19 protein-coding genes and 2 tRNA genes are annotated in these 20,539 nt (G+C 68.1%); 4 read left to right on the top strand and 17 right to left on the bottom strand.

Going from position 1 to position 20,539, the window contains the following annotated elements; translation table 11 throughout:
* The first annotated feature begins 17 nt into the window (after positions 1-17).
* Positions 18-1,307: a gephyrin-like molybdotransferase Glp gene (glp, locus tag ACPP3B_RS11405; protein WP_424859053.1), complete on the top strand. Its 1,290-nt coding sequence runs from the start codon at positions 18-20 to the stop codon at positions 1,305-1,307.
* 48 nt (positions 1,308-1,355) lie between these two features.
* Here glp and ACPP3B_RS11400 read toward each other — a convergent pair whose 3' ends face one another.
* A complete protein-coding gene (locus ACPP3B_RS11400; RefSeq protein WP_299019009.1) occupies positions 1,356-1,904 on the bottom strand; it encodes a YggT family protein in 549 nt (182 codons plus the stop codon).
* A 36-nt stretch (positions 1,905-1,940) separates the two neighbouring features.
* Entirely contained in the window at positions 1,941-4,193 is a 2,253-nt protein-coding gene (gene rnr / locus ACPP3B_RS11395; RefSeq protein ID WP_424860185.1) for a ribonuclease R, read from the bottom strand.
* A gap of 63 nt (positions 4,194-4,256) precedes the next feature.
* Here rnr and ACPP3B_RS11390 point away from each other — a divergent pair.
* Positions 4,257-4,341 (top strand) — tRNA-Leu (locus ACPP3B_RS11390).
* Positions 4,342-4,493: 152 nt separating this feature from the next.
* Positions 4,494-4,578, top strand: a tRNA-Leu gene (locus ACPP3B_RS11385).
* Positions 4,579-4,660: 82 nt separating this feature from the next.
* Here the strand turns inward: ACPP3B_RS11385 and rimO are convergent.
* From rimO to ACPP3B_RS11365, 4 genes are all read right to left on the bottom strand, one after another.
* Positions 4,661-6,085 carry a 30S ribosomal protein S12 methylthiotransferase RimO gene (gene rimO, locus ACPP3B_RS11380; RefSeq protein WP_424859052.1) on the bottom strand — a complete coding sequence of 475 codons (1,425 nt, stop codon included), beginning with the start codon at positions 6,083-6,085 and terminating at the stop codon, positions 4,661-4,663.
* Positions 6,086-6,145: 60 nt separating this feature from the next.
* Positions 6,146-6,688 (bottom strand): polyhydroxyalkanoate synthesis repressor PhaR, encoded by a 543-nt coding sequence (gene phaR, locus ACPP3B_RS11375; RefSeq protein ID WP_424859051.1) that lies wholly within the window; start codon positions 6,686-6,688, stop codon positions 6,146-6,148.
* A gap of 141 nt (positions 6,689-6,829) precedes the next feature.
* Entirely contained in the window at positions 6,830-7,618 is a 789-nt protein-coding gene (gene rlmB, locus ACPP3B_RS11370; RefSeq protein ID WP_424859050.1) for a 23S rRNA (guanosine(2251)-2'-O)-methyltransferase RlmB, read from the bottom strand.
* Between the two features lie 9 nt (positions 7,619-7,627).
* Positions 7,628-8,314: an ABC transporter ATP-binding protein gene (locus ACPP3B_RS11365; protein WP_299022618.1), complete on the bottom strand. Its 687-nt coding sequence runs from the start codon at positions 8,312-8,314 to the stop codon at positions 7,628-7,630.
* Positions 8,315-8,329: 15 nt separating this feature from the next.
* On the opposite strand from ACPP3B_RS11365, the gene ACPP3B_RS11360 reads away from it, so the two are divergent.
* Complete coding sequence (locus ACPP3B_RS11360) at positions 8,330-8,983, top strand: arylesterase (protein ID WP_424859049.1); 654 nt, start codon at positions 8,330-8,332, stop codon at positions 8,981-8,983.
* A 50-nt stretch (positions 8,984-9,033) separates the two neighbouring features.
* On the opposite strand, the gene ACPP3B_RS11355 is transcribed toward ACPP3B_RS11360, so the two are convergent.
* The 11 genes from ACPP3B_RS11355 to ACPP3B_RS11305 form a co-directional block, all read right to left on the bottom strand.
* Entirely contained in the window at positions 9,034-10,212 is a 1,179-nt protein-coding gene (locus ACPP3B_RS11355; RefSeq protein ID WP_424859048.1) for a PLP-dependent transferase, read from the bottom strand.
* Between the two features lie 14 nt (positions 10,213-10,226).
* Positions 10,227-10,751: a phosphoribosyltransferase gene (locus ACPP3B_RS11350; RefSeq protein WP_299022613.1), complete on the bottom strand. Its 525-nt coding sequence runs from the start codon at positions 10,749-10,751 to the stop codon at positions 10,227-10,229.
* Between the two features lie 34 nt (positions 10,752-10,785).
* Positions 10,786-12,174 (bottom strand): adenylosuccinate synthase, encoded by a 1,389-nt coding sequence (locus tag ACPP3B_RS11345; RefSeq protein ID WP_424859047.1) that lies wholly within the window; start codon positions 12,172-12,174, stop codon positions 10,786-10,788.
* A 59-nt stretch (positions 12,175-12,233) separates the two neighbouring features.
* Positions 12,234-13,415: an ATP phosphoribosyltransferase regulatory subunit gene (locus tag ACPP3B_RS11340; RefSeq protein WP_424859046.1), complete on the bottom strand. Its 1,182-nt coding sequence runs from the start codon at positions 13,413-13,415 to the stop codon at positions 12,234-12,236.
* Positions 13,416-13,494: 79 nt separating this feature from the next.
* Positions 13,495-14,388 carry a protease modulator HflC gene (gene hflC / locus ACPP3B_RS11335; RefSeq protein WP_299022626.1) on the bottom strand — a complete coding sequence of 298 codons (894 nt, stop codon included), beginning with the start codon at positions 14,386-14,388 and terminating at the stop codon, positions 13,495-13,497.
* A gap of 16 nt (positions 14,389-14,404) precedes the next feature.
* Entirely contained in the window at positions 14,405-15,721 is a 1,317-nt protein-coding gene (gene hflK / locus ACPP3B_RS11330) for an FtsH protease activity modulator HflK (protein ID WP_299022625.1), read from the bottom strand.
* A 59-nt stretch (positions 15,722-15,780) separates the two neighbouring features.
* Positions 15,781-16,992 carry a GTPase HflX gene (hflX, locus tag ACPP3B_RS11325; RefSeq protein ID WP_424859045.1) on the bottom strand — a complete coding sequence of 404 codons (1,212 nt, stop codon included), beginning with the start codon at positions 16,990-16,992 and terminating at the stop codon, positions 15,781-15,783.
* On the bottom strand, positions 16,989-17,243 hold the full coding sequence (gene hfq, locus ACPP3B_RS11320; protein ID WP_299022603.1) for an RNA chaperone Hfq: 255 nt from the start codon (positions 17,241-17,243) through the stop codon (positions 16,989-16,991). Before hfq ends, hflX begins: the two co-directional genes overlap by 4 nt.
* Positions 17,244-17,334: 91 nt before the next feature.
* Positions 17,335-18,678: a ribosome biogenesis GTPase Der gene (gene der, locus ACPP3B_RS11315; RefSeq protein ID WP_299022600.1), complete on the bottom strand. Its 1,344-nt coding sequence runs from the start codon at positions 18,676-18,678 to the stop codon at positions 17,335-17,337.
* Positions 18,675-19,832, bottom strand: coding sequence for an outer membrane protein assembly factor BamB (gene bamB / locus ACPP3B_RS11310; protein ID WP_424859044.1), 1,158 nt, complete (start codon positions 19,830-19,832; stop codon positions 18,675-18,677). The genes der and bamB overlap by 4 nt, the downstream gene beginning before the upstream one ends.
* On the bottom strand, positions 19,829-20,494 hold the full coding sequence (locus ACPP3B_RS11305; protein WP_299022595.1) for a YfgM family protein: 666 nt from the start codon (positions 20,492-20,494) through the stop codon (positions 19,829-19,831). The genes bamB and ACPP3B_RS11305 overlap by 4 nt, the downstream gene beginning before the upstream one ends.
* Positions 20,495-20,539 lie beyond the last annotated feature (45 nt).

The raw sequence follows: 20,539 nt of genomic DNA, 5'->3' as shown, positions 1-20,539 counted from the left end.
CGATCCCACTGCTTCTCATGAAAAGCCTGGAACAGATTGCTGCCGAGCTGCAGGGCTACGACCCGGCCGCCCTGCCCGCCCCCCTCGTCGTCGATTTTCTACACCGCATGGTCGAGCCGGTGGCGGAGCTCGAAACCGTCGCCGTGGTCGACGCGCTGGATCGCGTGCTGGCGCGAGATATCCTCTCGCCCATCGACGTGCCGCCGCACGACAACGCGGCCATGGACGGCTTTGCGGTCCGCGGTGCGGCGCTGTCATCCGACCGCGACACCGCGCTGCGCGTTTTGGGGACGGTGGTCGCGGGCGGTCCGCGCTGGACGCAACCCGTGCCCGACGATGCCTGCGTGCGCATCATGACCGGGGCGGTGATGCCCGAGGGGCTGGATACCGTCGTGCCGGTCGAGTTCGCCCGCGTGCGACCCGACGGGAGCGTCGTGGTGCCCGCCGGTGCGGTTCGGCCCGGAGAGCACCGGCGCCTGCGCGGTGAGGACTTGGCGGCGGGTAGGCCGGCGTTGCGTGCGGGTGAGCGGCTCGGGCCCGCTGCGGTGGGGCTCATCGCCAGCCTGGGTATCGCGCAGGTGCCGGTGTGGCGGCGGGTGCGGGTGGCATATTTTTCGACCGGTGACGAAATCCTGTCGCTGGGTGAGCCGCTGCGCGAGGGGAGCATCTACGACAGCAACCGCTACACGGTAGGGACGATGTTGCGCCGCCTCGGGGTCGAGGTGATCGACTTGGGCGTGGTGCGCGACGCGCCCGACGCGCTGGAAGCGGCATTTCGGCACGCAGCCGCGCAGGCCGACGCCGTCATCACCAGCGGCGGCGTCAGCATGGGCGAGGCCGACTACACCAAGGCGATGATGCGCCGCTTGGGCGAGGTGGTGTTTTGGCGCATCGCGATGCGCCCGGGGCGACCGATGGCGGTCGGGCGGCTGCGCCAGAGCGATGATCGCCCGCCCACGCTGTTGTTCGGCCTGCCCGGCAACCCCGTCGCGGTGATGGTGACGTTTTTGGCTTTCGTACGGCCGGCGCTGCTGCGCCTGATGGGTGCACGCGCAACGCTGCCGATGCCGATGCGGGCCCGCGCCGCCGAGGTCATGCGTAAAAAACCCGGCCGCACCGAATACCAACGGGGCATCGTCTGGCGCGCGGCCGATGGCAGCGTGCACGTGCGCACCACGGGCAATCAGGGATCGGGCGTGCTGCGCTCGATGGTCGAAGCCAATGCGCTGATCGTGCTGGGCCACGACCAGGGCACGGTCGCCGTCGGTGACGAGGTGGACGTGTTGTTGTTCGAGGGGATCCTCTGACGCCTGCGGTGCAACTCGCCCGAGTGGACGTTTGCCGCCGCAACCCGATCAGCCCAGCAACATCAGGCCGATCTGCAGCAGGATCAGCAGCACCAGCACCGACAGATCGACCCCGCCGATCGTGGGCAGCAGCCGGCGCACCGGGGCGAGCAACGGATCGAGCAGCCGCCCCAGGGTGCCGATGAGCGGCGAAAACGGCTGCACCCACGTCAACACCGCGTACACCAGCAGCAACACCATCAAACCCTGCAGAGCCGTGCGCAGCAGCAGCTGCAGTGCCAGCACGGGGACGGTGACCGCAAAGCCCAAGGTTTGCACCCCGGGCAGAGCTCCCCCCCAAAGCAGGTGCAGCAGACCCGCATGCGCCAGCGCCAACACCACCGCCGCCAGAAAACTGCCCCAGTCCACGGTGGACTGCGGCCAAGCGCGTGGCAGCGTGCGCCGCAGGGGTTGCACGATCCAGTCGGTCAGCGCCATGATGAATGGCCCGGGCTGGGCCGTCATGCGCAGTCGGCGCGTATTCATCCAACCCCGCAGCAGCGCCGCGCCCACCAGGAAGAAAAACACGGTATCGAGCAGGAAAACGACGATGCGCATGGCCATGACACTCGAATGCAGGGACTCGGGACAGTCTCAACCACGCCCGCTGCGCGGGTGTCGCGCACGGCGTGGCGCTGGCGATTGTGCCGCAGGCTTGGCGCCGCCGCGCGCCGATTTGCTCTGCTGCCCCTTGGCGCGCGTGCGGCGCCCGTGGGTCGGCTCGGCGCTGCCCTCGCCCCCCTCGCGCTCTGGTCCGCCCATGGCCGCACGCGCCGTGCGTGCCTCTGGCGCCATCTCGTCGTCTCGAACCAGGCGAAAGTCGATGCGACGGCCATCCAGATCGACCCGGCTGACCTGTACCGCGACCTTGGAGCCGAGCGTGTAGCGCACACCGGTGCGTTCACCGCGCAGTTCTTGGCGACGCTCGTCGTAGCGGAAATACTCACCGCCCAGTTCCGTGATATGCACCAGCCCCTCGACATAGAGGGTATCGAGCGTGACGAACAGGCCGAAGCTGGTGACAGCGGTGACGGTGCCGGTGAACTCTTCGCCCAGGCGCTCGCGCATGTACTTGCACTTGAGCCAGGCCTCGACGTCGCGGCTGGCCTCGTCGGCCCGGCGCTCGTTGGCGCTACAGTGCAGCCCCGCGGCTTCCCAACCCAGCACCTCGTTCGACGGTCGGCCGCGCGAGCGTTTCATCGCCTCGGACGCGCCGCGCTCCTCCAGCCGCTTGGCCAGCTTGGCCTGCGCCTCGCCCGGTAGCGGCAACTCGGGCAAATGGTAGCGCTCGCCTTTCAAGATGGCTTTGATGACGCGGTGCACCAACAGGTCCGGGTAGCGCCGGATGGGGCTGGTGAAGTGCGTGTACGCCTCGAACGCGAGCCCGAAGTGCCCGACGTTGTGCGGGGAGTACATGGCCTGCTGCATCGAGCGCAGCAACATCTGGTGGATCTGCGGCGCATCGGGCCGGTCCGCCGTGGCCTGCGAGATGGCCTGAAAATCGCGTGGGGTCGGCAAATCCGGCACGGTATAGGGCACCCCCAACGCCTTGAGGTATTCGCGCAGGATCTCCACCTTGTCCGGCGACGGACGCTCGTGCACGCGGTACAGGCAGGGGTGCTGGTGGGTGGCGATGAACTCGGCAGCGCACACGTTGGCAGCCAGCATCGCCTCCTCGATCAGCCGATGCGCGTCGTTGCGCGTGCGCGGCTCGATGCGCTCGATGCGTCCCGCCTCGTCACAGACGATCTGCGTCTCCACCGTTTCCAAATCCACCGCGCCCCGTGCCTGCCGCGCCGCGAGCAACGCGCGATAGACGTCGTGCAGATTCAGCAGGTGAGGCACCAAGGCTGCATGCCGCTGTGCCTCTGGTCCCCGCGTGTTTTGCAGAATGGCCGCCACCTCGGTGTACGTGAAGCGCTGGTGGCTGTGCATCACCGCGGGGTAGAACTGGTAGGCCTGGACCTGCCCCTTGGCATCGATGAGCATGTCACACACCATGCACAAGCGGTCCACGCCTGGGTTGAGCGAGCACAACCCGTTGGAGAGCTTCTCCGGCAGCATCGGAATGACGCGGCGCGGGAAATACACGCTGGTGGCTCGGTCATAGGCATCGATATCCAGCGCCGAGCCGTTGCGCACATAGTGGCTGACGTCGGCGATCGCCACCAGCAGCCGCCAGCCCTTGCCGCGACCGACGCGCGCCGGTTCGCAATACACCGCATCGTCGAAATCGCGCGCATCCTCGCCATCGATCGTGACCAGCGGCACGTCGGTCAGATCGACACGGCCGCGCCGGTCGGTGGCGCGCACCCGATCCGGCAAGGCGCGCGCCTCGGCCACCGTGGCCTCGGAAAACATATGCGGCACTCCGTACTTGCGCACCGCGATTTCGATTTCCATGCCCGGATCGTCGATGTCGCCAAGCACTTCCTTGACCCGTCCCACAGGCTGTCCATACAGGGCGGGTGGCTCGGTGAGCTCGACCACGACCACCTGCCCGGGCTGGGCCGAACCGGTTGCGCCCTTGGGGATGAGCACATCTTGGCCATAGCGCTTGTCTTCCGGCGCCACCAGCCAGACACCGCCTTCGTGCAACAGCCGCCCGATGATGGGGGTGTCGGCGCGCGCCAGAATCTCCGTCACCCGACCCTCGGGGCGGCCGCGGCGGTCCTGGCGCACGATGCGCACGCGCACGCGGTCTTTGTGCAGCACTGCGCGCATCTCGTTGGGCGGCAGATAAATGTCAGGCTGACCGTCGTCGCGCACGACGAAGCCGTGGCCATCGCGGTGGCCAACGACCACCCCTTCGATTTCGGTCAGGACAACTGGGTTCTTTTCTTTCACGGACAAATGGGTTTCCTGCGGGCGCGGCCCGCGTCATGTGTATAATTTTGGCTCTTTCCTTAAGCCCAGGTGGCGGAATTGGTAGACGCACTAGTTTCAGGTACTAGCGCCGAGAGGCGTGGAGGTTCGAGTCCTCTCCTGGGCACCAAAGGCAAACCGTCGGCTTGTCAGTGCTGACACATCACACGTGGTGAAGTGCATCAGTCGCGCCTGACAAGGCCCTGATCATACCGCGAGCCAGGCTCGCCGTGACGGGCGGTCAACGGTAAAAAGTTGTTATAATTTCGGGCTGTCCGGTGCGCCCAGGTGGCGGAATTGGTAGACGCACTAGTTTCAGGTACTAGCGCCGAGAGGCGTGGAGGTTCGAGTCCTCTCCTGGGCACCAGTGACAGACGAACGAAAAACCGGCTCGTGTGACAGCCGGTTTTTTTGTGCCCGCGGCCCGCCACCAACGGCAGGCCGCCCCATCAGACCGGGATACCCACCAAGTCGTGCCCTTGGGCAGCCACGATCCGGGCCCGGATGAACTCCCCCGCGCGGTACGTTTTGCTCAGCTTCTCCGGCGGCAGCAATTGCACCGTGCCGTCGATCTCCGGCGCATCGGCGTAGCTGCGGCCCACCCCGCCCTTCTTGCCCAGCCCAACCGCCTGGTCCACCAACACCTGCATGGTCGCGCCCACGCGGCGCTGCAGGCGTTCGATCGCCACGGCCTCCGCCACCGCCATGAATCGGGCCCGGCGCTCCTCACGCACCGCATCGGGCAAAGCCCCCGGGAGCGCATTGGCCGCCGCCCCCTGCACCGGCGAGTAGGCAAAACAGCCCGCCCGGTCGATCTGCGCCTCGCGCACGAAGTCGAGCAGATGGGCAAACTCCTCCTCCGTCTCGCCCGGAAAGCCGCCGATAAAGGTGCTACGCACCACCAGCTCGGGACAGATCTCGCGCCAACGGCGGATGCGCTCCAGGTTGCGCTCGCCGCTGGCCGGGCGCTTCATGCGCCGCAACACGTCCGGGTGGCTGTGCTGGAACGGCACATCCAGATACGGCAGCACCAACCCCTCGGCCATCAGCGGCACCACCTCGTCCACGTGCGGGTAGGGGTAGACGTAGTGCAGCCGCACCCAGGCGCCATGCGCACGCGCCAGCATCCCCAGCTCGCGCACCAGATCGAGCATGCGGGTGCGAATCGGGCGGCCCTCCCAAAAACCCGTGCGGTACTGCACGTCCACCCCGTAGGCGGACGTATCCTGGCTGATGACGAGCAGCTCTTTGACGCCGCCTTCGAACAAGCGCCGCGCCTCGGTCAGCACGTCGCCGATGGGCCGGCTGACCAGATCACCCCGCATGGACGGGATGATGCAAAACGTGCAGCGGTGGTTGCAACCCTCGCTGATCTTGAGGTAGGCGTAGTGGCGCGGGGTGAGCTTGACTCCGACACCATCGATGGCGTTGCGCGGCGGGGGCACCAAGTCCACGAAGGGATCGTGCGGCTTGGGCACGTGCGCGTGCACCGCCGCCAACACCTCGTCGGTGGCGTGCGGGCCGGTGACCGCCAGCACGGCCGGGTGCAGCGACCGCACCAGGTTGTCACCATGCTCGTTGGCACGTGCGCCCAGGCAGCCGGTGACGATGACCTTGCCGTTGTCGCGCAGCGCCTCGCCGATGGCGTCCAGGCTCTCCTTGACGGCGTCGTCGATGAAGCCGCAAGTGTTGACGATGACGAGATCGGCGTCCTGATAGGTCTTGCTGGTGCGGTAGCCCTCGGCGCTCAGACGCGTGAGGATGAGCTCGGAGTCCGTCAATGCCTTGGGACAACCCAGGCTGACAAAACCGATGGTGGGTGCAGCCGCGGCGGGCCGCTCGCCAATCGTGGGTTCGGAGGTCGGGGTGGACATCCCCGTATTGTCTCAGGTCGATACGGGTTTGCACCGCCCCCGATGACTGCGCCCGGATGGTCAATGCGGACGCTTGATGCCGAACGCGCTGAGCATCTGCTCCTGCATTTGGACAAAGGCCTTTTGTTGCTGGGCAAAAAAATGGCTCATGGCCAACGGCGGTTGCGCGGCCATGAACTGCTGCCACAGCTCGGGCGTCAGCTCCTTGGCCTGCTCGGCCATCTTCTGCTGCAGCTCCATGAAGATCTGCAAGTTGCGCTCCAGGTACGAGCCCATGAAGTCCTGCATCGCATGGCCGTAGAAACGGATGATGTTGGCGAGCATCTTCTCCGAGAATAGGGGCACACCGGCCGTCTCCTCCTCCAGAATGATCTGCAGCAGGATGGCGCGCGTGAGGTCCTCACCGGTCTTGGCATCGCGCACGACGAACGGCTCGCCCTGCATCACCAGCGCCTTCACGTCACTGAGCGTGATGTAGGACGACGAATCGGTGTCATACAAGCGGCGATTGGGATACTTCTTGATGACACGCACCGTCGGCGTGCCGGCCGACGGCGACTCGGCATCGGATGGTTCGGCCCGGTTGGCCTTCGTGGACTGCACGTCACGGACTCCTGAGACGATGGCTGCACCTGCTGCCGCGCGACTGCACGACACCCCGCGGGGCATTGTAGAGCGCTCGAGCCGGCACGCCCAGCGGGGATTTCCCGGCCTCGGCACGGGCGGCCGATGGCGCCCGCCCGCTCAACGACCGTGCGACGCATCCAAGCCCAGGCGCTGGCGCACGGCCTCGTACAGACAGACGGCGCTGGCCACCGAGACGTTGAGGCTCTCCACCGCCCCGCGCATGGGGATGGCCACGAGCTCGTCGCACGTGCGGCGCACCAGTGCGCGCATGCCCTTGCCCTCGGCCCCCATCACCACCGCAGCGGGCCCGCGCCAGTCGTACTGATACAGCGTGCGCGGCGCATCGTCGCTGGTGCCGACCACCCAGATGCCCCGCTCTTTGAGTCCCTCCAAGGCGCGCGCGAGGTTGGTCACCAGAAAAAACGGTACCGTCTCGGCCGCCCCGCTGGCCACCTTGGCCACCGTGGCGTTCAGGCCACAGGACTGGTCCTTGGGCGCGATGACGGCGTGTGCCCCTGCCCCGTCGGCCACGCGCAGGCAAGCCCCCAGGTTGTGGGGGTCCGTCACGCCGTCGAGCACCAGTAGCAGGGGCGGATCGGCCCGGCGCTCGGCCTCGGAGCGGGCCTCCAGCTGGTCCAGCCAATCGTCCAACGTGCGGGCCTGTTCGACCGGATGCACACGCGCCACCACGCCCTGGTGATGCCCACCGCCCGCCAGCCGGGCCAGCCGCGCCCCGTCGGCCTCGATGACGCGCACGCCCGCCTCTTGCGCACGCTGCAGGAATTGGCGCATGCGCGCGTCGCGTCGGGCAGGGTCGACATAGACCTCCAACACGGTGGTCGGTGCGATCTTGAGCCGCACGCCCACGGCGTGAAAGCCAAACAGGATTTTGGGTTCGGAAGCCATGGGGCGCGATTATGCGCCCGGCACCCATTCGCGGGCGCGCCCGGCTTCGATCGCGATGCGCCGCTCGCAGCGTGCGGCGATCGCCGGGTCGTGCGTCACCAACACCAGCGTCGTGCCGTGCTCGCGGTTGAGGTCGAACATCAGCTGCATCACGCGCTCACCCGTGGCGTGGTCCAGGCTGCCAGTCGGTTCGTCGGCCAGCAGCACGGCCGGCTCGACGACGAACGCGCGCGCCAGCGCCACACGCTGCTGCTCCCCGCCGGAGAGCACCCGGGGGTAGTGCCCCAGCCGCTCGCCCAGGCCCACGCGCTCGAGCATGCGGCGCGCCGCCGCGCGCGCATCACGCCGCCCGGCCAGCTCCAACGGCAGCATGACATTTTCCAGTGCGGTCAGGTTGGCCAGCAACTGAAAGCTCTGGAACACGAAGCCGACCTGGCGCGCGCGCAGCGCCGCGCGGGCGTCTTCGTCCAGCGCGAAAATGTCGACACCGCCGAGGTGAACCGTGCCCGTTGTGGGCGTATCCAACCCCGCGATGAGCGACAGCAATGTGCTCTTGCCCGAGCCAGACGCACCCACAATGGCCAGCGTCTGACCGGCGGCAACGGAGAAATCGACCTCGTGCAAGATGTGCAGCGTGCCCGTGGCGTCCGTGACCGATTTGGACAGGCGCTGCACCGTGATGATGGATGTGGACATGAAAGGCGGTTTGGAGTGAATCGACGAGACTGTAACGCGCTGCTGCTGGGCGCGCTGGCGCTGGCGTGCTTGCCAGTCAGAGCGCACGCCCAGGCCGCAGGTTCCACACCCGTGGTGCTGGTGGTAGGCGACTCACTGAGTGCCGAGTATGGCCTGGCACGCGGCAGCGGCTGGGTGGCGCTGCTGGAGCGGCGGCTGGCGCAGGCGGGGCGGCGCGTGCGCGTGGTCAACGCCAGCGTCAGCGGCGACACCACCGCGGGCGGCCGCTCGCGCCTGCCGGCGCTGCTGGCGCAGCACCGGCCCGCCGTCGTCATCATCGAGCTGGGTGGCAACGATGCGCTGCGTGGCCTGCCGCTGCAGAGCACGCGCGACAACCTGCGCGCCATGATCCGCGCCAGCCGCGCCGCCGGTGCCCGCGTGTTGCTGCTGGGCATGGACATGCCCCCCAACTACGGCGAGCGCTTCCGCGCCGACTTTCGCGCCCTCTACACCGACTTGGCGCGCGAGGAGAAAGTAGCGCTGGTTCCGTTCTTCCTGGCCGGCGTTGCCGACGTCGCCCACGCGCCCACGCTGTTTCAGGACGACCGCATCCACCCCAACGAGCGCGCGCAACCCATCCTGCTGGACAACGTCTGGCCGGCGTTGCAGCCACTGCTACCACGGGGATAAGCGCCGATAGGCCGAGCGGGCCAGCCTCGCACACTCTCCCGTTCACGGCATCACAGTAACACTCGAAGCGCCTGTGCGAGATCCGCACGCAAATCGTCCACGTCCTCCAGGCCGACGGCCAAGCGCACCAGCCGCGGCCCGTATGGCCACGGGCGCTGGCGCAGCGTCGGCACGTCATAGGGGACACACAAACTGACCGGACCAGCCCAGCTGTAGCCCAGGCGGAACAGCCGCAGCGCGTCGCAAAACGCATCCACCTGCGGTGGGCTCACGGCGGCGTCGAACACGACGCTAAAGAGCGCGGCGGCCCCGCGCGCGTCGCGCTGCCAGGCCGCGTGCCCCGGGGAGTCGGGCAGTGCCGGGTGCAAGACGCGCGCCACGCGCGGCTGCTCGCGCATCCAGGCTGCCAGCGTGCGGGCAGCAGCGTCTTGCGCGCGGTAGCGCAGCGGCAGGCTGGGCAGACCGCGCAGCACGGTTTCCACATCGTTGGCGCCCACGCCCAGCCCTAAGCGCATGTGCGTCATCAGCAGCATCTGGTGTAGGGCGTCGTCGCGCGTGACGACGGCGCCCATGAGCACGTCGGCGCCACCGCTGGGGTATTTGGTCAGGGCCTGCATGGCCGCGTCGACCCCCAGCTCGAACGGCCGCAGCGCCACGCCCGCCCCCCAGGTGTCATCCAGCGCGGTCACGATGGGGCGCTCGCGCCCTGCGTTGGCGGCGCGCACCACGGCCAGCAGCGCGGGCAGATCGGGAAATTCGAGCGTCACGGAACCCGCTGCCTCCAGCCACACCAGGCGTGTGCGCGGGGTGATCGCCGCCGCCAGGTCGGCGGGGTCCATCGGGTCGTAGATGCGATGCCCGATGCCCCACTGGGCCAGCTCGTGCGCGGCCAACGCTTTGTTGGGCCCGTAGGCGTTGTCGGGCAGCAGCACCTCGTCGCCGCTGCGCAGCAGCGCCAAGTCCACCAGGGCGATGGCCGCCAGCCCGCTCGGCGTCAATACGCAGTGCCGACCCCCTTCCAGCGTGGCCAGGCGCTCCTCGAGCACGAAGGTGGTGGGCGTGCCATGCAATCCATAGGTGTAGCCGGACTTGTCCTGCCAGCGGCGCTCGCGCATGGCCGCCACGTTGGGAAAAAACACCGTGGAGGCTTTGTGCACCGCCACGGGTACGGCATCGAACCCTGAGGGCGCACGGTAGGGGTGATGGATCAGCCGGGTGGCCTCACCCATCCCTGCGGAGGGGTTCAGACTTTCCACTTGGCCAGCAGCTGCTGCGGACGCAGGTTGTCGTAGCACTCGAACGGCTGATGGATCCAGGGGTTGGTCGGCAGGAATTCGACCGAATAGTCGGGTGTGAAGACCGAAACCGCCTTGGTCCAGAGGACGGCGCTGCGCAGCTCGGTAATCGGCGGATAGTTGCTGCGCAGCATTTCGATGACCGCCTTGAGCGTGTGCCCCGAATCGGCCAGGTCATCGACGAGCAGCACGCGGCCCGCGATCTCCCCTTTGGGCGTCGTGATGTAGCGCGCGATGTCGAGCTGGCCGCGCACCGTGCCGCCTTCGGCGCGGTACGAACTGGTGGACATGATGGCCAGCGGCTTGTCGAAGATGCGGCTGAGGATGTCGCCCGGACGCATGCCACCGCGGGCCAGGCACAGAATGGTGTCGAACTCCCAACCCGACTGATAAATCTGGATCGCGAGTTTTTCGATCAGGTTGTGATACTCGTCGTACGAGACGTAGAGGTGCTTGCCGTCTTCGGTCAGCATGGGAGCCCCCGGATGAAAAAGCCTCAGCGGCGGGTTAGGCCGCAAACGGATGACGCACCAGGATCGTGTGATCCCGATCGGGACTGGTCGAGATGACGTGGATGGGCACGCCCGTCACGGCTTCGATGCGCTCCAGATAGCGGCGTGCGTTGAGCGGCAGATCCTCGTAGCGCGTCACGCCCGCGGACGCCTCGCTCCAGCCGGGCAGCGTTTCGTAGATCGGCTCGCAGCGCTCGATCTCGTCGGCCCCCAGCGGCAGCAGATCGATTTCGCGGCCGTCGAGCCGGTAGCCCACGCACAGCTTGAGCTCGGGCAGGCCGTCGAGCACGTCCAGCTTGGTGATGCACAGGCCCGACAGGCCGTTGACCTGCGCCGAGCGCTTGAGCAGCGCGGCGTCGAACCAGCCGCAGCGCCGGGCCCGGCCGGTCGTGGTGCCCTTCTCGGCACCCACGGTGGCCATGTGCCAGCCGGGCGTGCCTTCGGTTTGCCAGTCCAGTTCCGTCGGGAACGGGCCGCCGCCCACGCGCGTACAGTATGCTTTGGTGATGCCCAGCACGTAGTGCAGCAAGCCCGGCCCGACCCCCGCGCCCGCCGCCGCGTTGCCCGCGACGCAGTTGCTGGAGGTCACGAACGGGTAGGTGCCGTGGTCGATGTCGAGCAAGGTGCCCTGCGCGCCTTCAAACAATAGGTTGGCACCTTGCCGGTGGGCCTCGTTGAGCTCACGCGACACGTCGGCAATCATGGGGCGCAGCTGCTCGGCATGGCGCATCGCTTCCTCGAACACCGGCTCAAAGCGCACCCGGCCCGCCTCCAGGTAGGGCTGCAGCGCCGGCGCCCACTCGATCGATGCCGACCCCAAGTACGTGGTCAGCACGTGGTTGTGCCAGTCGAGCAGCTCGCGCAGCTTGGCCGCGAAGCGCTCTGGGTATTGCAGATCTTGCACCCGCAGCGCGCGCCGCGCGACTTTGTCCTCGTAGGCCGGGCCGATGCCGCGACCGGTGGTGCCGATCTTGGCCGCGCCTGACCGTTCCTTGGCCACCTCGCGCGCGACGTCGACCGCGGCGTGAAACGGCAAGATCAGCGGACACGCTTCGCTGATGCGCAGGCGCGAGCGCACCTCGACACCGGCGCGCTCCAGGCCCTCGATTTCCTCCAGCAGCTTGGCCACCGACAACACCACCCCGTTGCCGATGTAGCACGTCACCCCCGGGCGCATGATGCCGCTGGGGATGAGGTGCAGCGCCGTCTTGACGCCACCGATGACCAGGGTGTGTCCGGCATTGTGCCCGCCTTGAAAGCGCACCACCCCCTGCGCGGTCTCGGTCAGCCAGTCGACCAGCTTGCCCTTGCCCTCGTCCCCCCACTGGGTCCCCACCACCACCACGTTGCGCCCCGGCTGGGGCTGAAAAGCCTTGTCGTTCATCGCAAACGGTCGCTCGATCGGTTTTGCTGGAAAGAAGGTCCCATCCCCGTGCGGCCAGCTCACCCCGCCGGAGCGAGCGGTTGCACCCGCCACTCGCCGTCGCGCTCCACCAGTTCACGGTCGCAGGCAAATTCATCGACTTCGTGCTCGTGACCCGGCAGCACGCACACGACCGTCTCGCCCGCCGCGCGTAGCCGCGCGATCGCGGCCCGCAGCGCGGCGTCGTGGCGCCAAGGGGCCCGAATCGCCGGTCGCAGCGGGGCCGCGGCCACCAGCCGCACGAGCTGCTTGATGTCGAGGCTAAAACCCGCCGCCGGGCGCCGACGCCCAAAGATGGCACCCACCTCGTCGTAGCGCCCCCCCCGGGCGATCTCCTCGGGCGCCCTGCCCTCGCCCGCCCCCAGCAGCGAAAACCGCACGCCGGTGTAGTAGGCGTAGCCGCGCAGGTCCGCCAGGTCGAATGTGACTTCGACGTCCGGGGCGTGCTCGCGCAAGCGCGCCGCCAGCCAGGCCAGATCGTCGAGGGCGCGCTGTAAACGCTCGCCGCCCGGCAGTCGCTGCCGTGCGGCGAGCAACACAGCCGCATCGCCGTACAGCTCGGGCAGGGCCAACACCCCTTGCGCGACGGGCGTGGGCAAGCCAGCCGCGAGCCGGGCCAGCGTGGCGGCGTCCTTGGTTGCCAACGCGGCATGGATACGCGCCACCGTCACTGGGGTGGCGCCACAGCCGTCGAGCACCGCATCGACGACGCGCACGTCGCCCAGATCGACAACCAAACGCCGCACGCCCGCGACACGCAGCGCATCCAGCGCCAGTTCCAGCACTTCCAGGTCGGCCTGGAGCCCCGCGTGGCCGTAAATCTCCGCGCCGAACTGCAGCGGCTCGCGGCTGCCATGCGCGGCATCCACCCGCGTGTGCAACACGGGACCGCAGTAGCACAGCCGGGTGACCCCCTGCCGGTTGAGTAGGTGGGCGTCGATGCGGGCCACCTGCGGTGTGGTGTCGGCGCGCAGGCCGAGCATGCGCCCCGAGAGTTGATCCACCAGCTTGAAGGTCTGCAGATCGAGCGCCTCGCCAGTGCCGGTCAGCAGCGACTCCAGGTGCTCGAGCAACGGGGGAATGACCAGCTCGTAGCCATAGCCGCGGGCGGCTTCGAGCAGGCAACGGCGCAAATCTTCGATGTGGCGCGCCTCGGAGGGCAGCACATCGGCGATGTGGTCCGGCAACAGCCAGGCAGACATGGGTGGTTCGACGTCGGGCAAAGGCCGGATTCTACCCTGGCCCCGCCCCGTATGACGCGCAGCCGCGCGCGGCACCGAATCAGCGGCCACCGGCGGCCGCCGTTCCCTTGAACGCCTTGAAAAACTCGGACGACGGGTCGACGATCAGCACGTCGCCCTTGCCGGCGAAGGTGGCCTTGTACGCCTCCAGGCTGCGGTAGAACTGAGCGAACGCCGGGTCTTTGCCAAAAGCCTGGCTGTAAATGCGCGCCGCCTCGGCATCACCTTCACCCTTGATCTTTTGTGCCGTGCGGTAGGCTTCGGCCAGCAGCACCTCGCGTTCGCGGTCGGCTTCGGCACGGATTTTTTCGCCTTCAGCAAAACCGGTCGAGCGCAGTTCATTGGCCACGCGCTTGCGCTCCGCCTCCATGCGGTCGTAGACAGAGCGAGTGATCGACTCGGCGTAATCGATGCGCGAGATGCGCACGTCCACCACGTCCATCCCCCAGGGCTTCTCGGCCCCCCGCACGGCAGCCAGCACCTCGCGCTGCACGGCCGCCATCAACTCCTCGCGCTTGACGGACAGCAACTCGCGCAGCGTGCGCTTGTTGACCTCTTGTTGGAAGGCGTTGCGCACCACGCGGTTGAGCTGCGCCGCGCCGGCCCGCTCGTCGAGCCCCACGTTGCGGATGTAGGCCGAGGGGTCGGAGATGCGCCAGCGCACGTACCAGTCGATGACGACGCGCTGCTTCTCGGCGGTGAGCGTCGGCTCGGTGTCGGTGCTCTCCAGCGTCAGCAGCCGTTTGTCGATGTACGACACGTTTTGAAACGGTGGCGGCAGTTTGACGTTCAGCCCGGGTTCGGTGACCACCTTGCGAATCTGGCCGAACTGAAACACGACGCCGAACTGGCGCTGATCGACCACGAACAGGGTGGAGCTGGCAATCGCCAGCAACACGAGCAGCGAAGAAGCGATGAATCCGATGCGGTTGATCATGGTAGGACTCCGGTCAACGCCCTTCACGGTCGCGGCTGCGCAGGTCGTCGCGGCTGCGCGCATCGGCACCCGACGCACCCGCTGCGGCTGCCGCGGGGGTGGTCGCCGCTGCCGCGCCGGCCGACGCGGATGCCCCCTGGCTAACCTGTTGCATGATCTTGTCCAGCGGCAGGTACAGCAGATTGGACTGCTGGCGCGTGTCGATCAGCACCTTGGTCACGTTGGCGTAGATTTGCTGCATCGTCTCGAGGTACATGCGTTCGCGGGTGACTTGCGGTGCCTTGGCGTACTCGGCCTGCACGAGCGAGAAGCGTTGCGCGTCACCCTGGGCTTGCGCGACGATACGCGCTTTGTAGCCCTGAGCTTCCTCCAGCAGGCGGGCCGCCGCACCACGGGCGCGCGGCACCACGTCGTTGGCATACGCCTGGGCTTCGTTCTTCGCGCGCTCTCGCTCTTGGCCCGCTTTGAGCACGTCGTCGAACGCGGCCTGCACCTGCTCGGGCGGGCGCACGCCCCCGGACTGCAGGTTGATACCCACGACCTCGATGCCGACGTTGTAGCGATCGAGAAGGTTTTGCATGAGCGTGCGCACGCGCGGAGCGATCTGCTCGCGCTCCTCGGCCAGCGCCGCGTCCATCTTCATTTTGCCCACGACTTCGCGCACCGCCGTCTCGGCGGCCTTGACCACGGCTGCGTCCGGGTCGCGGCTGTTGAACAAGTAGGCACGCGCGTCACTCAGCCGGTACTGCACGGCGAACTTGATCTCGACGATATTTTCGTCCTCGGTCAGCATGGCCGACTCGCGCAGGCCGGTGGCGCGCACGATGGCGTCGCGCCCGATGTCGACCGAGCGGATCTGGGTGACAAATACCGTTTCGTGGCGCTGGATGGGGTATGGCAGCCGCCAATTGAAACCCGCGCCCACGGTGCTGTGGTAGCGGCCAAACTGGGTGATGACGGCCTGTTGGCCTTCCTGCACGATGAAAAAGCCCGATCCCAGCCAGATCAAGACCGCCACGCCGACGATCAGGCCGGCGCCGATCCCGGCGCCCTTGGGGTCGGGCCGCATCGGCCCGCCGCCGTCGCCACGGCCCCAGCCACCGCGGTCGTCACCAGGCGGACGGCCGCCACCGCCACGGCCACCAAATAAGCCACCGAGCTTGCGATTGAAGTCGCGCCACAGCTCGTCGAGGTCCGGCGGGGTCTGACCGCCGCCAGGCCGGCGCTGGCCGTCGCTGCCGCGCCCCTCACCATCGCCGTCACCACGCCCCCAGCGGGGGTCGTTGAGGTTGAACACCGCACGCAAACGATGCCACCAGCGTGGCTGCATCGCCGACCTATGCGGGGTGCGCTCGCGTCCGAGGGGCGCGGCGTCCGAGGGAAAGTCGCTCATGGATGGATGATGGGATCGTTGATGGGCAGTGTTATTGTGCCGAATTGTGAGTCACCCTCGTCATGGGTCGGCACCGTCAGCCGGGCGGCGACCGCCTCGGCCACGGCTTGGCGCAGAAGTCCCAAGCCCTCGCCCGTGTGGGCGCTCACAAACACCCGAGTCACCGCACGCCCCTCGAGTTCCGTGACATCACGCGGATGCTGCGGCCGCCGCTCGGGTGGCAGGGCGTCGATCTTGTTGAACACCAGGATCTGCGGGATCTCGGCAGCGCCGATCTCGTGCAGCACCTGCATGACGTTGTCGATCTGCTCGGGATGCTGCGGATTGGACGCATCGACCACGTGCAGCAACAGGTCGGCGTCGCGCGCCTCTTGCAGGGTGGCGGCAAACGCTTCGACCAGCGTGTGTGGCAGATCACGGATGAAGCCCACGGTATCCGACAGTGACACGCTGCAGCCGACCTCGCCCAGGTAGAGCTGGCGGGTGGTGGTGTCGAGCGTGGCGAACAGTTGGTCGGCCGCATAGGCGCGCGCCTTGACCAGCGCGTTGAACAGCGTGGACTTGCCGGCGTTGGTGTAGCCCACCAGCGAAACATTGAACGCGCCGCGCCGCTCACGCAGGCGCCGCTGCGTGCGGCGCTGGCGCTTGACGCGCTCGAGCCGCTCGCGCGTGCGGGCGATGGCCTCGGCGATCATGCGCCGGTCGAGTTCGATCTGCGTCTCGCCGGGGCCGCCGCGCAGCCCGATGCCGCCGCTTTGCCGCTCCAGGTGCGACCAGCGCCGCACGAGCCGCGTCGACAGGTATTGCAGCCGGGCCAGCTCGACCTGCAGCTTGCCCTCGTGGCTGCGCGCGCGCTGGGCGAAGATGTCCAGAATCAACAACACGCGGTCGTTGACCGGCATCTTCAAGTGGCGCTCGAGGTTGCGCTGCTGCGCCGGGCTGAGCGCTTGGTCGAACAGGACTTCACTGGCACCGTGGGCCGCCGCCAGCGCCCCGATCTCGTCCGCTTTGCCGGAGCCGACGTACAGCGCCGCATCGGGCGCGCGCCGGCGGCAGACGACTTTGTCACAAACCCGGTAGCCGGCCGACTCGGCCAACTGGGCCAGCTCGTCGAGAGTGGCGTCGAACGACGGCTGCCCGATGTCGACGCCAACCAGGATGACGCCCGGGGCCACGTTCGATGGGGTGACCGGCGGGGCGCTCGTCACGACGCCGAAGACGCCTCAGCGGGCTGCCCCACCGTGAATTGCACCGGGCGACCCGGCACGATGGTGGAGATGGCGTGCTTGTACACCATCTGCGTGACGGTGTTGCGCAGCAGCACCACGTACTGGTCGAAGGATTCGATCTGTCCCTGCAACTTGATGCCGTTGACCAGGTAGATCGACACCGGCACGTGCTCGCGCCGCAGTTGGTTCAGAAACGGGTCCTGCAGGAGTTGGCCTTTGTTGTTGCTCACGATATCTTCCGTGTTCCGTTCAAGGAAAAAATGGGGGACGCCGAAGTTACCACAAAAGCGCCCAGCCCGCCGTGCGCCTGGGATCGGCGCGTCAGCGGTAGGGATTGTCCTGCGTCTTGAACTCGATGCGCAACGGTGTACCGACGAGGTCGAACGCCTTGCGAAAGCGCGCCTCCAGGTAGCGCCGATAGGCATCGCCCACGTGTTCGAGCGAGTTGCCGTGGATGACGATGACCGGCGGGTTTTGCCCCCCCTGATGCGCGTAGCGCAGCTTGGGCCGAAACATTCCACTCTTGGGCGGCGCCTGAAACGCCACCGCTTCCTGCAGCAGCCGGGTCAGCACTGGGGTTGGCATCTTGACCATCGCCGACTCGTAGGCGCGCGCGATCGACTTCCACAGCGCCTGGATGCCCTGCCGCTTGCGCGCCGAGATCGTGTGCAGCGGAGCAAACTTCAGAAACGCGAGCCTCGCCTCGATCGAGCGCTGCAGCAGCTGGCGCTGGTAGTCATCCACCGCGTCCCACTTGTTGACTGCCAGCACCACGGAGCGACCGCTGTCCAGGATATAGCCGGCGATGTGGGCGTCTTGCTCCGTGACGCCCTGCGTGGCGTCGAGCAGCAGCAGCACGACGTGCGCGTTTTCGATCGCCTGCAGTGTCTTGACGACGGAAAACTTCTCGACCGCCTCGAATACGCGCCCCTTGCGGCGCAGACCGGCCGTGTCGATGAGCTCGAAGCGGTGCCCGTCGCGCTCGAACGGAACACGGATCGCGTCACGCGTGGTCCCCGGCAGATCGAACGCGACCAAGCGCTCTTCGCCGAGCCAAGCGTTGATGAGCGTGGATTTGCCCACGTTTGGGCGACCCGCGACCGCCAGCCGAATGACCGCATCCTGCTCGGCGGGGGGCAGCGCCTCCTGTGTCTCGTCGGGCCAATGCAGCCGGTCGAGTGCGGCCTCGATCATCGAACGCACGCCCTGCCCGTGCGCTGCCGACACCGGGATCACCTCGCCCAAGCCCAGTTCGTAGAACTCGGCTAGTTGCGCGCCTTCGCGCATGCCCTCGGCCTTGTTGGCCACCAGCAAGCAGGGCTTGGCCAGCCGACGCAAATAGTCCGCGATATCGTGATCCTGCGCACTCAAACCGGCGCGCGCATCGACGACGAAGATGACCACGTCGGCCTCCGCCACCGCCTGCCGGGTTTGCTTGGCCATCTCGCGGTAGATGCCGCTTTCCGCGTCGGGCTCGAAGCCACCGGTGTCGATGACGATGAATTCGCGCCGCCCCAGCCGCGCATTGCCGTAATGCCGGTCGCGCGTGAGGCCCGGCATGTCGGCCACGATCGCGTCGCGGCTCTTGGTGATGCGGTTGAACAGCGTGGACTTGCCCACGTTGGGCCGTCCGACGAGGGCGACGACGGGCTTGAATCCGGTCATTCGGGACGCCACGCAAAAACCCCGCCGTTGCGGGTGACGGCCACCAAGGTGTTGCCCACGAGCACCGGCCCCTCGACGATGGCCGACCCATCGGTCGGCAGGCGGTTGAGGAAGGAACCGTCCGCGCGCGACAGCAGGTGCACGAAGCCCTGCGCGTCACCCACCGCCAGCGAACGCCCGAGCGCCAGCGGCGCCGACACCCCCCGGTGCAGCAGCCGCTCGTTGGTCCACACGCGCGCGCCGTCGCTGCGGCGCAGCGCCATCACGCGCCCGTTGGCCTCGACGGCGTAGACACGCTCGGCGTCGGCTTGCACGCCGGTGGCGCCGTCGGCCGGCTGGGTCCACAGCGTGCGCCCGCTGGCAGCGTCCACACAGCCGACGGCGGACTGAAAGGCCCGCACGCACAGCACGTCGCCGTCGCGTCCCACGCGGCCCACCAGATCGACCAGCCGTTCGATCTCGTTGGCGCCGCGCGAGCGGCCCACGGGAGCCTCCCAGCGCACGCGCCCATCGTCGGGATCGAGCCCCACCAAGCGGCCACCGATGCCCACGACCAGCGTGTTGCCGACGGCGCCGATCACCCCCGCTTGCTGCAGCACCAGGGGCTCGGTGCCGCGTGGCGCCTGCGACCACAAGCGCGCGCCCGACTGCGCGTCAAAGGCGGCGACGGAACGGTCACCGCCGAGCACGAACACCCGCTCTCCCGCCACGAACGGCGGCGTGAAGGTTCGCGACGGCAGGCGCTGGCGCCATGCCACGCCCCGTTCGGTGAGCACGACGAGGTCATTGGCGCGCGTCACCAGCGCCACGCGGCGCCCGTCGAAGCCGACGCCCGCGCCCATCGGCGCGCCGGCTTCGGCACGCCAGCGCACGCGCCCGGTCTCGCCCTCGAGCACCGTGACCGTACCGGCGGCATTGGCCAGCGCCACCGCACCCCCGTGCACGGCGGGCACCAGCAGGGGATCGACGGGGCCGATCGCCTGCGTCCAGACTTGCCGCGCGGGCACCAGCGCGACGACAGGCTCCAGCGGGGTGGGTTGCGGCTTGCGCGAGCCCGAGGCGCACCCGGCCACGGTCAGCGCCAGCAGCACCCCGGTCAGCCCCAACGCGAGGCGGCGCGTGGGGGCGAAAAATGGGCGGTCAAAGAAGTTCACGGCTTGGCCTCCGGTTCGGCGGTCGGATCGACACCCAGTGCGTTGAGCTTGGCCTCGACGATGGCCCGGTAGCCGAGCGCGCCGTCCATGCCGCGCCACGCCTCCAGGTACGCACTGCGCGCAGCATCGGTCTGCCCCTGTCGCTGCAGCAGGTCCCCACGCCGGTCGGCCCACCAGGGACGCATCGCCTCGGGCACGCGAGCGTCGAGCACCCGCTGCGCCGACTCCAGGTTGCCCGCGTCGATCTCCAGCCCCGCGAGATGCAGGCGCGCCACGGCGACCAGCGCCTCGTCGCGCCCGCGGTCGATGACGAACTGCAGCGCGGCGCGGGCGTCGTTGGCCTGATCGGCTTCGGCCAGCACGCGCGCCGCGAGCAACGCCCCGTGCTGGGCCTGGGTGGTGCGGGGCACCTGCGCCTGCAAATCGGCCCAGGCGCGGCGCACGCGCTCGATGTCGGCCGCTCGCGCCGCTTGCTCCAACTCATCGAACAACCCCGCCGCCTGCACCGCTTGGCGCTGCTGCCAAAACTGCCAGCCGTGGTAGGCAGCATAACTACCCAGCACGACGATCAGCAGCCAGGTGATCGCGTTGCCATACCGGGCCCAGAACGCCTTGAGTTGCGCGATCTGTTCCTGTTCTTCGAGGTCGTAATGCGACGCCATGCGTGAGCCGTAGAAAAATGAATGTAGCGAGGATTGTAGAGGGCG

This window comes from Tepidimonas sp. HKU77, from assembly GCF_049728535.1.
Classification (GTDB): Bacteria; Pseudomonadota; Gammaproteobacteria; order Burkholderiales; family Burkholderiaceae_C; genus Tepidimonas.
Note: the sequence above shows the minus strand (reverse complement) of the source record. Positions and strands in the feature narration are given on the sequence as shown.